This window comes from Spirosoma koreense, assembly GCF_054777875.1.
On sequence record NZ_BAAHAC010000013.1, the window covers coordinates 387899 to 401574 of the forward strand.

General features: G+C 56.3%; 8 protein-coding genes. 7 read left to right on the forward strand and 1 reads right to left on the reverse strand.

Features of this window, described 5'->3' with window-relative positions; translation table 11 throughout:
- The first annotated feature begins 1 nt into the window (after window position 1).
- The 5 genes from ACYVC2_RS13475 (at window position 2) to ACYVC2_RS13495 (ending at window position 7350) form a co-directional block, all read left to right on the forward strand.
- Window positions 2-409, forward strand: a complete 408-nt coding sequence (locus ACYVC2_RS13475; protein WP_461102951.1) for a hypothetical protein — start codon at window positions 2-4, stop codon at window positions 407-409.
- A gap of 314 nt (window positions 410-723) precedes the next feature.
- Window positions 724-1869: an efflux RND transporter periplasmic adaptor subunit gene (locus ACYVC2_RS13480; protein ID WP_461102952.1), complete on the forward strand. Its 1146-nt coding sequence runs from the start codon at window positions 724-726 to the stop codon at window positions 1867-1869.
- A 133-nt stretch (window positions 1870-2002) separates the two neighbouring features.
- Window positions 2003-5197: an efflux RND transporter permease subunit gene (locus ACYVC2_RS13485; RefSeq protein WP_461102953.1), complete on the forward strand. Its 3195-nt coding sequence runs from the start codon at window positions 2003-2005 to the stop codon at window positions 5195-5197.
- Window positions 5172-6641 carry a TolC family protein gene (locus tag ACYVC2_RS13490; protein WP_461102954.1) on the forward strand — a complete coding sequence of 490 codons (1470 nt, stop codon included), beginning with the start codon at window positions 5172-5174 and terminating at the stop codon, window positions 6639-6641. The genes ACYVC2_RS13485 and ACYVC2_RS13490 overlap by 26 nt, the downstream gene beginning before the upstream one ends.
- A gap of 103 nt (window positions 6642-6744) precedes the next feature.
- Window positions 6745-7350, forward strand: coding sequence for a hypothetical protein (locus ACYVC2_RS13495; protein ID WP_461102955.1), 606 nt, complete (start codon window positions 6745-6747; stop codon window positions 7348-7350).
- A gap of 90 nt (window positions 7351-7440) precedes the next feature.
- Here the strand turns inward: ACYVC2_RS13495 and ACYVC2_RS13500 are convergent, their stop codons facing one another.
- Window positions 7441-7920, reverse strand: a complete 480-nt coding sequence (locus ACYVC2_RS13500) for a GNAT family N-acetyltransferase (RefSeq protein WP_461102956.1) — start codon at window positions 7918-7920, stop codon at window positions 7441-7443.
- A 479-nt stretch (window positions 7921-8399) separates the two neighbouring features.
- Here ACYVC2_RS13500 and topA point away from each other — a divergent pair, with 479 nt between their 5' ends.
- Both topA and ACYVC2_RS13510 read left to right on the forward strand, forming a co-directional pair.
- Window positions 8400-11102: a type I DNA topoisomerase gene (gene topA / locus ACYVC2_RS13505; RefSeq protein WP_461102957.1), complete on the forward strand. Its 2703-nt coding sequence runs from the start codon at window positions 8400-8402 to the stop codon at window positions 11100-11102.
- 120 nt (window positions 11103-11222) lie between these two features.
- A complete protein-coding gene (locus ACYVC2_RS13510) occupies window positions 11223-13508 on the forward strand; it encodes a glycoside hydrolase family 20 protein (protein ID WP_461102958.1) in 2286 nt (761 codons plus the stop codon).
- Window positions 13509-13676 lie beyond the last annotated feature (168 nt).

The following is a 13676-nucleotide window of genomic DNA, read 5'->3' on the forward strand; positions in this document are numbered from 1 at the left end:
TATGATTGACCGACAATATCACTTTTTTGTGTATCAGCTTTTCTGCTTTCTGATGACTGTATACGTCATCGGCCTGAGCAGTCCTGCTCGATTGACGCCCATGGATAAGCTGAGCGGTTGCAAAAAAGTGTCTGTTCATCAGCGGGTGTCCGGGGTTAACTTACCCGATGAGCACCGGGTTACTCATTATTTCGATATTCTCGATTTTATTCCCGACCAACAATGGCCCGCTGAAGAATCAGAACCTACCGGGCTGGAGCAGGACGTCGCGTTCATTCAGTTGTTTGCGTTTGCTCCCCTATTTCCTTCGGTTCGGTTTCTGTTGACCGACAGCGTTCCTTTTCCAGCCCGGCATTTTCCCGCCCCCGTGGCTGAAGTGATTGCCCCTCCCCCACAGGCTGGCCTATAAAGCCGGGCTGATTGATCCCGAACATCGCTTCTTTTCGACTCCAAAGCCCGTACGGTGCCGGCACACGGTTCCGGGTCGAAAGCCTATGGCTATTCCGCGGGCTTTTGCGGCTGACTAAGACCTTTCTAAGGTAGGTTAACGTCGGATTTGATCCGTCAGCGCGTTGTTGCTGAACCAGACGGCATGCCCGCCAGTGACGTCCTGGCTGACCCCAACCGCCTGGGTAATCCGCCATCTTCCGATACACTTCCACGGCAGCTACGGCTACCGGTTTTTTCTATACACAACTTACTGGCTATCGATGCCTAAATCATATGCATAAAATCCTGAGTCTGTCTTCCTGGCTGGCTTGTGCCCTACTGGCTGGCTGTACGACAAAAGACGCCGAAAGAAGTACCGATCCGCCCGAAAAACTGACCATTCCCGTGGTTCAGCTGACCCGGCAACCTACTACCCTGCAACGCGATTACGTGACCACGCTGGAAGCGGTTCGCAACGTGGAAATCCGGGCGCGGGTATCGGGCTTTCTCGAAAAAATATACGTCGATGAAGGGCAATCGGTCCATCAGGGGCAGTTGCTGTTCAGCCTCAATGCAGCCGAATACCGGGTGGGGCTCGACAAAGCGCGGGCAGCTTTACGAAGCGCCCAAGCAGGAGCAAAAACGGCCGAAGTAGAAGTGGATCGGGTGAAATTGCTGGTCGATAAAAAAATCGTCTCCCCGTCCGAACTGGAACTGGCGAAAGCCAAACTCGATGCCGCCCGGGCGCAGATCGATGAAGCCCAGTCGGCCCAGGCCACGGCCGCGCTCCGGCTGGCGCATGCCAGCATCCGCGCGCCGTTCGATGGGGTCATCAACCGAATTCCGTTTAAGATTGGCAGCCTGATCGAAGAAGGGGCACTGCTGACGGAAGTCTCCGACCTTCACGAGGTGTTTGCTTATTTCGACGTGTCGGAGAAAGAGTACCTGGGCTTTCTGAAACGCCACCGGAATCTGGTCGGCAAAGGCGGGCAGGAGGTGGAAATGATGCTGGCCGACGAGTCCCCCTACCCGCAGAAAGGACGCATCGAGACCATGGAAAGTGTGTTTGAGGAAGAATCCGGCACGATCGCGTTCCGTGCCCGGTTTCCGAATCCGCAGAAGGTTCTGAAACACGGCTCTTCGGGTAAGATCCGGTTGCCCAATGTGGTCAGCGACGCCCTGCTGGTTCCGCAGAAAGCGGTTTTCGAAGTGCAGGATAAGAATTACGTGTACGTGGTCGATGCCGCCAACAAAGTGAAGTCACGGAGTTTCGTACCGCAGGCCCGGGTGGGGTTGAACTACATTGTCCGCTCGGGTTTGCAACCGGGCGAACGGGTGGTTTATGAAGGGATTCAGAACGTGCACGACGGCGATCAGATCATTCCAGAAGTGATTTCCGTCGACAGCGTAGCCACCCAGACCACCCTGGCTCAGCATTGACGAAAGGCCAAGGTGGCAGGGGGTTGCAGGGATGGCGGGGATAGCGCGGTAATGCCACCCCATGCCCCATGCCACTCCCTGCCATCCACGCCAGCCCGGCTCCCCTCGCTCACTTCCACCAAACTTCTTTCTCATGTTCGATTTATTCATCAAACGGCCGTTGCTGTCGGCCGTCATTTCGGTGTTCATCACCCTGCTGGGGTTACTGGCGTTGATGGGCTTACCCGTTACGCAGTTTCCCGACATCGTTCCGCCCTCGGTAACGGTGACCGCCCGCTACACGGGGGCCAATGCCGAAGTAGCCACGAAAGCCGTCGCCATGCCCCTCGAACGGGCCATCAACGGAGTACCCAATATGGTGTACATGAACTCCGTATCGGGCAACGACGGCACGACGGTCATTCAGGTCGTATTCAACGTAGGTACCGACCCCGACCTGGCCGCCATGAGCGTCCAGAACCGGGTAACGACGGTGCTCGACGAACTGCCCCAGGAAGTGATCAAGGCTGGGGTGTCGACCGAAAAAGAGGTAAACAGCATGCTGCTCTACCTCAACATTGTGAGCGAAGACCCGGCGGTCGACGAAAAATTCATTTATAATTTCGCCGATATCAACGTACTGGCCGAACTGAAACGGATCGATGGGGTCGGGTTTGTCGACATCATGGGCTCGCGCGAATACTCGATGCGGGTCTGGCTCAAACCCGACCGGATGACGGCCTACGGACTGTCGGCCGACGATGTCATTAAGGCCATTCAGGACCAGAATGTGGAAGCGGCCCCCGGGAAAGCGGGCGAAAGCGCCGACCGGAGTCCGCAGATGCTCCAGTACGTGCTTCGCTACAGCGGAAAGTTTTTCGATCCCAAACAGTACGAAAACCTGGTGCTCAAGGCGGAAGCCAACGGTTCGATCCTGCGTCTGAAAGATGTAGCGGAGGTTGAATTCGGTTCGCTCAACTACGACGTACTCTCGAAGACCGACGGGCGCGCCTCGGCCTCTATCATGCTGAAACAGCGGCCGGGCTCCAACGCTCGGGACGTTATCGGCAACGTAAAAGAGCGGATGGCGGAGCTGAAGAAAACGAATTTCCCGCCGGGCATGACCTACAATTTCGCCTACGACGTGTCGCGGTTTCTGGACGCGTCGATCCACGAAGTAATCCGGACTCTGCTGGAAGCTTTCGTACTGGTATTTCTGGTCGTCTTTCTGTTTCTGCAGGACTGGCGCTCGACCCTGATCTGTGCGCTGGCCGTACCGGTAGCCCTGGTAGGGACTTTTGCGTTCATGAGCGCCATTGGCTTTTCCATCAACCTGCTCACCCTGTTTGCGCTCGTGCTGGCCATCGGGATTGTGGTCGACAATGCCATTGTGGTGGTGGAGGCCGTTCACGCTAAAATGGCCGAAGCCCATCTATCACCCAAAGAAGCCACGTTTGCTGCCATGCACGAAATCAGCGGAGCCCTGGTCGCCATCACGCTGGTGATGTCGGCGGTGTTTGTACCGGTTGCCTTCCTGACGGGGCCGGTCGGAATCTTTTACCGGCAGTTCTCGCTGACTCTGGCCATCTCCATCGTAATCTCGGGCATCAATGCCGTTACGCTCACCCCGGCGCTTTGCGCCCTGTTGCTCCGCCCGACCCACGGGCAGGAATCGCCGGGGTGGCTCGGGCGGCTCTTTGCCCGGTTCAACCGCGGCTTCGATGCGCTGACGGGCCGCTACCAGAAGTTGCTCCGGCGCGTCGCCAGCCGGGGCGTGGTCACCCTGACCATGCTGTTGCTGTTCGCGGCCGGTACCTGGGGGCTCAGTTCCATCCTGCCCAGTGGCTTCATTCCGACCGAAGACCAGGGCATGATCTACGTCAACGTCACTACGCCGGTTGGGGCTACCGTTCAGCGGACCGAAGACGTCATGGATAAAATCCAGCGGATAGCCTCGACGCTGGAGGCCGTTGAAAACGTGTCGACGCTGGCGGGCTACAGCCTGATGACCGATGGCAACGGGGCGTCGTATGGTATGGGCATGATCAACCTCAAAAGCTGGGAAGAACGGGATCAGACCGTAACCGACATCATCGCCGAGCTGGAAGCGAAAACGAAGACGATTCAGGATGCGACCATTCAGTTTTTTCCGCCCCCCACAGTTCCGGGCTTCGGCAACTCCAGCGGGTTCGAACTACGGCTGCTGGACCGAACCGGCTCCGGCGATTTGCAGAAAGTAAAGAAAGTGGCGGACGATTTCATTACCGCCCTCAAAAAACGACCCGAAATCGCCGACGCCTTTACCAGCTTCGACCCCAGCTATCCGCAATACCTGCTGCAGGTCGACCAGGAGAAGGCCGCTCAGAAGGGTGTGTCGATCAACAATGCCATGGGTACCCTGCAAACCCTGATGGGGAGTTTCTACGCGTCTAATTTTATCCGCTTTGGGCAGATGTACAAAGTGATGGTCCAGGCCTCCCCCGAATACCGGACCAAGCCTGAGGATGTACTGAGTCTGCGGGTCAAAAACAACGCCGGCGAAATGGTGCCGTTCTCCAATTTCGTTCACCTGGAGCGGGTATACGGTCCGGAGCAGATTACGCGCTACAACATGTACATGTCGGCGTTGATGAACGGTGAACCCGCAGCGGGTTACAGCAGTGGCGATGCCCTGCGGGCGGTTCAGGAAGTAGCCGATAAAACCTTGCCGAAGGGGTATACATTTGCCTGGTCGGGTATGTCGCGGGAGGAAGTGCTGTCGGGCGATCAGGTTATTTTCATCTTCGGCATCTGTCTGCTGTTCGTGTACCTGCTGCTGGTGGCTCAGTACGAGAGTTTGTTTCTGCCGTTGCCAGTACTCTTATCCCTTCCCGCCGGCATTTTCGGCTCGTTCCTGTGCCTCCAGTTGGCGGGTCTGCAGAACAACATTTACGCGCAGGTATCGCTGGTCATGCTAATCGGATTGCTGGGTAAAAACGCCATTCTGATCGTCGAATTTGCCAACCAGCGGCAACAGGAAGGCCTTTCCATTGTCCAGGCCGCCATCGAAGGGGCCGTTACGCGGCTGCGTCCGATTCTGATGACATCGCTGGCATTCATTGCGGGACTGCTTCCGCTTTGTGTTGCGTCGGGCGCCGGGGCTTTGGGCAACCGGTCGATCGGTACGGCGGCTGCGGGGGGCATGCTCATCGGAACCATCTTTGGACTGGTACTGGTGCCCGGTCTGTATATTCTATTTGCTAAACTGGCGCAGCGGTTTGCTCCGAAACCGTCTCCGAATGATAACGATAAACGGGAATCAATCCCCACAAAAACGAATACCAATGGTGCCATTCTTCAGGAATCTTAATCGCTCGTTTGTCTGGATGGGGCTGTTGTTGGGCAGTAGCCTGAGCAGTTGCCGGATCATGCATAATCCGGGCCCCATTCCTGCCCTGCCCGTTCCGCAGGCGTATACGAATCAACGAAATGCGGACCAAACAGATTCGACGACTGTTATCAGTCGATGGCCCCACCAGCATCTGTTTGCCGATTCGAATCTGGTGTCGCTCATCGATACGGCCCTGGTCCGGAATCTGGATCTGAAAATTGCCCTGCAGCGCATCGACGTGGCCAGAGCCAATTTCACCATCAGTCAGGGTGCGCTGGCTCCCCGGGTCGATGCAGTGGCGACGGCCGCTGTCGACCGGTACGGGCGCTATACGCTCAACGGCGTGGGGAACTACGACACCAACCTGTCGGGAAACGTGTCCGGTGCCAGCCGTATTCCGAACCCAACGCCGGATTTTTTGCTGGGACTGCGTAGCTCGTGGGAAATCGACATCTGGGGTAAACTCCGCAACCGTCGGCGCGCGGCTTTTACGCGGATGCTGGCTTCGCAGGAAGGCCGCAACCTGATCGTGACCGCCCTGACGGCCGACGTGGCCCGGCTGTACTATTCCCTGCTGGCACTGGATGCCGAGCTGGAGATCATTGGCGATAACGTAGACTTGCAGCAGAAAGCCCTCGAACTGGTCCAGGTGCAGAAAGAAGCCGGCCGGGTGACCGAACTGGCCGTGCAGCAGTTCAAAGCGCAGTTGCTAAACACCCGGGCGCTGGAAGGGCGTGTGCTGCAGGACATCGTCACGGCCGAAAACCAACTCAATGTCCTGCTGGGGCGCTACCCGCAGCCTATTGCACGTGGGGCCTCTATCGAGAAGCAGGCCGTTCCGGCCAACGTCTCCGCGGGGGTTCCGGTGCAGCTGCTCCGTCGTCGGCCCGACATTCGGCAGGCTGAGCGCGAACTGGAAGCCGCCCATGTCGATGTAGCGGTGGCCAGGGCCGAGTTTCTGCCGTCGCTCAACCTGGTGCCTTACGTGGGCGTCAACGCCTTTCGGCCCGAAGTACTGCTCAATCCGCAATCACTCGCCCTGGGCGTACTGGGTGGGCTGACGGCGCCGATAGTCAACCGCCGGCTGCTGAGAGGAAACCTGGCCATTGCCACCGCCCAGAGCCGCGAAGCGTATTACGCCTACCAGCGGACCATGCTGACGGGTGTTTCAGAAGTGGTCAACAGCCTTCAAGGGTTAGAAAACTACCGGAATGTAGCCAATGTCCAACGGCAGGAAGTGGCCGTATTGCGGCAGGCCGCCACGACCTCCAACGAGCTGTTCGCCAATGGCTACGCAACCTATCTGGAAGTCATTACCGCCCAGCGCAATGTGCTGGAAGCGCAACTGTCGCTGATCAATACCAAGCGGGCGCAGTTTCTGGCCCTGGTCGATCTGTACCGGGCCGTCGGGGGTGGCTGGTAACGATCGCAGGATCTTCTCTGTTTTGTCGACGGTTTGCCACGGCCATAAACAATGAATTCTCCGATGGGTTATAATCGTATCACTCACCTAATTACCATACATCATGAAACGTTTTTTCTTTGGTTTAGCGGTCACGCTGGTCATTGGTCTTTTGGCCCTGACGCCCGTACGGGCTCAATTTTCGGTGGGCGCGCATGGCTCGCTGGCGTCCAGCGACGTGGAAGGTTCGAATACCCTGTATGGGGGTGGGCTCTTCGCCAAGATCTATCTGTCGTCGCAGTTCGACGTAGGCATCGGCGTCAAAGCCTTTGGCGAAACCCGGAGTTTCAGCGCCGTTGGGCAAACGCTGGAGTATTCGGCCGGAATCATACCCGTAACGGGCATGATCGATTATTACTTCACGGATGGTGTTTTGCGCCCGTACATCGGCGCCGAAGCAGGCGTGTATTCGACGGCCTACCGAATTAAGTTCAACAGTCAGGAAACCAGTAAAGTGACCTCTACCAACGTAGGTGTTGCGCCCAAAGTAGGCCTGGTGCTGGCCCTGGGCAACCTGGGGATTTTTGCCGAAGGAGCTTACAACCTTATGTTTGGGAATAAAAACGGCAGCGCCACCGTGGGCAACCTGGGCAACGTCAACTTCGACAGGACCTCCAAATTCTTTACGTTGAACGTCGGTTTGCAGATCGGCCTGCCCACGGCAAAGTAAACGAGAAGATTGATTCAACACAGAGGCACGGAGAACTCGGAGATTAATATGGCTCTGTGTTCTCCGTGCCTCTGTGTTGAATCAATCTCTTTACTCAAGTTTACGTTTCATGCCTTCGTGCGTAGCTACGAACCCCAGCGACTCATAAAACCGAATGGCGTCGGGCCGGCGCTTATCCGTCGTTAGTTGAATCAGATGACACCCCTTTTCCTTAGCGCGCCGGATGGCGTATTCAAACACGTTCGTCCCGATGCCCTGGCCACGGTAAGTCGATTTAGTCCGTACAGCTTCTATCTGCGCCCGCCGTCCGCCCTGGTAGGTTAAATACGGAATAAATGAGAGCTGAAAGGTCGCCACCAGTTCGCCGTTCCGTTCCACGACTGTCAGTTCCTGATTCGGGTCGGTGGCGATGGCGTTGAAAGCATTTCGATAAGCCTCCGACAGCCCGGTCTGCTGTTCCCGCAGAGCTCCCAGCGTATCATCAGCAAGCAGTTGAACGATAGCTTCCAGATCCGCTTCGGTAGCCAGCCGGAACGTAAGGGCTTTATCGATAGGCAAGGCATCTGGCATAGTTGACTCTAGTATGGGGTAATGTCCTGGCCGTAAGTCTACTTATTTTTTCATCAATCCGGCCATCCGGTCCCCGCAAATAGTTCACCAATAGAATATAGTCGCCCCAACTTGAGTATTTTTTTTGCCGCTGCGACAGTCTCGTAAAAGAGATATTCATAGAGCCTGTGCGGCCTAAGCCGACCATAAAAAATGGCCTTTCCGGCTCATTTATATGGTTTTTGTTCAGTCGGAGCGAACTGGGAGTGCTCCGGCATTGTTACTTGTTTATAGCACTCCAAACAACCCGGCAATCCCCCTGTTTTATTGCAGCGAACCCGTTCTGACTTGCATAAGTCAGTGCTTTTGCGTCTATATTTGGCCCGGAACCACTGGCTGCGACCTATTGTCCGGCCCGCGCAGACAAAACCGTCGACCTGTCCATACAGACGCTTCGCAGCAAACGGCAGCGGAAGTGTTGTCAACCTGAACAACGTATCATGTCAAAAAACTTAGTCATTGTGGAGTCGCCGGCGAAGGCGAAAACCATTGAAGGCTACCTGGGTAAAGACTTCACCGTTAAATCCAGCTTCGGCCACGTGCGCGACCTGCCTAAAGATGGGCTCGCCGTCGACGTGACGAATGGATTTCGGCCGTCCTACGAGATTTCACCCGACAAAAAAAAGCTGGTCAGTGAATTGAAGTCCTTGGCTAAGTCGGCGGAGGAAGTCTGGCTGGCGACGGATGACGACCGCGAAGGCGAAGCCATTTCGTGGCACCTGAAAGAAGCCCTCGGGCTGCGCGACAACACCAAGCGCATCGTTTTTCGGGAAATAACGAAGAACGCCATACAGAACGCCATCAAGTCGCCCCGCACCATCGATGTCGACCTGGTGAACGCTCAGCAGGCCCGGCGTGTGCTCGACCGGCTGGTTGGGTACGAACTTTCGCCCGTGCTCTGGCGCAAGATCAAAGGTGGCAGCACGGGGCTATCCGCCGGTCGGGTGCAGTCGGTAGCGCTTCGGCTCGTGGTGGAACGCGAACGCGAAATCGATAAACACTCGGCGAAGTCGTCGTTTAAAGTGACGGCTCAATTCATCGTCGATGGCAATAAAGTCCTCAACGCCGAACTACCGAAGAATTTCCCGGCAGCGGGCGATGCCCGGCGGTTTCTGGAAGCTTGTATTGGCGCGACCTTCACGATCAAAAGCCTGGAGACCCGCCCCGCCAAAAAATCACCGGCTCCTCCGTTTACCACCTCGACGCTGCAGCAGGAAGCCTCCCGCAAACTCGGTTACTCGGTCGACCGTACTATGCGGATTGCCCAGAACCTCTACGAAGCCGGTAAGATCTCATACATGCGGACGGATTCTACGAATCTGTCGCAGGAAGCCATAACCAACGCCAAAGCACAAATCGAAACCGATTTTGGCCCGAAGTATGTGCAGACCCGGCAGTTCAAGACGAAAAATGAGTCGGCGCAGGAAGCGCACGAAGCGATTCGGCCAACTAACTTCAACGACCGCGATGCGGGCGCCGACCGGGATCAGAAACGGCTGTATGAGCTGATCTGGAAGCGGTCGATTGCCTCTCAGATGGCCGATGCGCAACTCGAACGGACCACCGTAACAATCAGTATTCGATTTGCGAATGGCGCTGCGGCCGGAAGCCAGGAGCTTAGCTTCGACGTTTTTGGTGAGGATTTCGACCCGGCGAATCAGGCAGTTGCCCCCCCAGTTGCGCCGGCTCCGAATACTCCCTTTCCCAACGAACTCGTTGCGCAGGGCGAGGTCATCAAGTTCGACGGGTTTTTGCGGGTTTATCTCGAATCGAAAGACGACGAGGATAGCGACGAAGACGCCAAGGGTATGCTGCCTCCGCTGACCATCGGCCAGATCCTGAACCTGGGCCAGATGAAAGCGACGGAAAAATTTACCCGCCCGCAACCGCGTTATGCCGAAGCATCGCTGGTGAAGAAACTGGAAGAAATGGGCATTGGGCGCCCCTCGACCTACGCTCCGACGATTTCGACCATCATCAACCGCGGATACGTAGTCAAGCAGGACAAACCCGGCCAGGAACGGAAATATACCGAGTTCACCCTTCAGCAGGATCAGATCAGCGAGACGAGCGGCAAGGAAACCTTTGGCTCCGAAAAAGCCAAGCTGTTCCCGACCAATACCGGTATTGTGGTGAATGATTTTCTGGTCGAATATTTCCCGGATATCGTTGATTATCAGTTCACGGCCACCGTGGAGAAAGATTTCGACGAGATCGCCGACGGACGCATGAACTGGCAGAAAATGCTGGAAGGCTTCTACGGAGATTTTCATAAGAACATCGAAGAAATTCAGGGTTCCTCGATCGTGTCGTTCAAAACGGGCGCGCGCGAATTGGGCATCGACCCGAGAACCGGCAAGAAAGTGTCGGCCCGGCTGGGTAAATACGGGGCCTACGCCCAGATCGGCGAAACGACCGACGAGCAGAAGCCCCAATATGCCAACCTCCGCGACGGACAGCTCATCGAAACCATCACCTTACAGGAAGCGCTGGACTTGTTCGCGTTGCCACGGGAAGTCGGTTATTTCGAGGATAAACCCATGATCATCGGGATTGGCAAATTTGGGCCCTATGTCAAACACGACGACAAATATGTGTCGCTGACGCGGGAGGATGACCCGTACTCGATCGACGCCGACCGCGCCATTCAGCTCATTCAGCAGAAGCGGGCCGAAGCAGTGAGCGAAACCATCGGCGAATTCGAAGGAAAGCCCATCACCACTGGCAAAGGTCGGTTCGGACCGTACGTCAAGCACGATGACAAATACATCTCGATTCCGCGGAACGAATCGCCGGCCGGGCTGACGTTCGACCGCGCCGTCGAGCTGATTCTGGCCAAACGGCAGGCTGAAGCAGCCAAATACATCAAAGAGTTTCCGGAGAATCCGGCCGTGAAAGTGGTCAATGGCCAATACGGACCGTATCTGGCCGTGGGCAAACGGAACGTCAAGATTCCGAAAGACATCGACCCGGCCTCGCTGAGCCTGGAAGACTGCCTCAAACTGGCCGGCGACGAACCCGCCCCCGCTAAAGCCGGCAAAGCGCCAGCCAAAAAAGCGACGGCAACGGCGACTAAAGCTCCCGCCAAGGCAAAAGCTACGACAAAACCGGCAGCCGCTAAAAAAACGGCGTCGAAAAAGTAAATACGCCAGCCCAGACGCGATACATGAGGCCTTCCGACCGGGAAGGCCTTTGTTTTTACCCGTCTTTAAAAATTCCTCGCTATTTTGCGGGTCGAACCATTCGCGAATCGGCTTTCACGCATGAAACAAATTCTTTTTTTTCTTTTTCTCTCGTTAACCAGCTTCGCTCAACCTGAAAACCAATATAACCTCATTCCGTTTCCTGCGCGCTTCTCGGGTCAGAATGGTCAGTTTACCCTGACCGCTTCAACGCGCATCGTGGTCAGCCCGGCTTCCGACGCAGGCGTAAAAGCAGTGGCTCAAACCTTCGCCGGTCAGGTCAAGGCGGCCAACGGGCTAACGCTTCCGGTGGCGGCAACCAGTCCGTCGCTGGCTAAAGGAGCCCATATTTTCCTGTCGCTGAACAAAACTCTGGCTCTGGGCGACGAAGGCTACAAACTAACCGTTTCGCCCGGTCGGGTGCTGGCCGAAGCGTCCACGCCAAAAGGCCTCTTCTACGCGACACAAACCATGCGGCAGTTGCTCCCCGCCCCCGGAGCCCCGAGTTCTGCTCCGACCATGCCCGCCTGCGCCATCACCGACAGGCCACGCTTTAGTTACCGGGGGCTACACCTGGACGTTTCGCGTAATTTCATGCCCGTCGCCTTCGTCAAGAAATACATCGATCTGCTGGCTATGCACAAGCAGAATACGTTTCACTGGCACCTGACCGACGATCAGGGTTGGCGGATCGAGATCAAAAAATACCCGAAACTTACCCAAATTGGCAGCAAACGGGCCGAAACCGTTGTGGGTCAATATTTCCAGAATTATCCCCAGCAGTTCGATGGTAAACCCGTCGGTGGTTTCTATACCCAGGAGCAGATTCGCGACGTGATCCGTTATGCCCAGAGCCGGTTCGTTACCATCGTTCCGGAAATCGAAATGCCAGGGCACGCCCTGGGTGCCCTGGCCGCTTATCCCGAGCTGGGCTGCGAACCGACCAAGGCCTATAAAGTCGCGACGAAATGGGGGGTCTTCGACGATGTGTTCTGCCCGTCGGACAAAACCTTCGGTTTTTTGCAGGATGTACTGACGGAAGTGATGGCGCTGTTTCCGGGCAAATACATTCATATCGGCGGGGACGAGTGCCCCAAAACGGCCTGGAAACAAAGTGCGTTCTGCCAGGAACTGATGAAGAAAAACAACCTGAAAGACGAGCACGAGCTTCAGAGTTATTTCATCCGGCGCATCGAGAAATTCGTCAACAGCAAAGGCCGGGCGATTATCGGCTGGGATGAAATTCTGGAAGGTGGGCTGGCTCCGAATGCTACGGTTATGAGCTGGCGGGGCACCGAGGGCGGTATTGCGGCCGCCAAACAGAAACATAACGTCGTGATGACGCCCACCGGCACCTGCTACCTGGATTATTACCAGGGCAACCCGGCGACCGAACCCCTGGCCATTGGTGGGTATCTGCCCCTCGATCAGGTCTATGCCTACGAACCGATGCCCGCCGAATTGTCGGCGGCCGAACAGAAATACATTCTGGGGGTGCAGGGCAACATCTGGACGGAATACACGCCTACACCTGAAGCGGTGGAATACATGGTCTTTCCGCGGGCCATTGCGCTGGCCGAAATCGGCTGGATGCAGGCCGGGCCTCATAATTTCGAGGATTTTGCCCAGCGACTAAAAAACCACCTGCCCCGCCTGACCAACGTCAATTATGCGAAACGACTGTTCGACATCAGCGCCGTTACCCAACCCAGTGAGCAGGGGCAATTGCAGGTGGTGCTGAAAAAACTGGATGCCGACAGCCGGATTTTTTATACCCTGAACGGTAAAGAGCCGAACGAGCAAAGCACCGAGTATATCGGGCCGATTACCCTGACCAAAACCACTACCTTGCGGGCTATGACGCCTGCTGGCGGCCGTCTGACCCAGACGTTCACGCTTCACAAAGGCAAGAATAAGCCCTACACCTACGCCATTCTGCTCGAAAACAACAGCGACAAGAGCCTGACCAAACTGACTGATGGCGTTCGGGGCGAAACCCCGCGTGATCGACGCCAGTGGGCCAATTTCTTCGGAGACATGGACGTGACCGTCGATCTGGGCGACGTGACCAGCGTGACGAAAGTTTCGCTAAATTTCCTGAAAGTCATTTTGGAAAAGAACTTCCCGCCCACGTCGGTCGATATTGCCTTATCGAAAGATGGGAATGAGTACAAGGAAGCCATTACGCAGCCGATTCGGTATGACCTGAACGGTCCGTGGGATATTCTGCCGGTTGTGGCCGACTTCAAAACGGCCCGGGCTCGTTATGTGCGCATCCGGGCGAAAAATGTCGGTGTCTGCCCCGCCGGGCACCCGAACGCGGGCGAAAAAACCTGGTTCGCGACGGACGAGATTGTGGTTGAATAGCATAGGGCATAGGGGTTGGGGGTTAGGGTAAACACTCCCCTACCCCCTTTACCCTTGCCCCTAACCCCTTTACCCTTGCCCCCAACCCCTAACCCCTAACCCCTATGCCCCTAACCCCTATGCCCCCAACCCCTATGCCCCCAACCCCTATGCCCTAACCCCCATGCC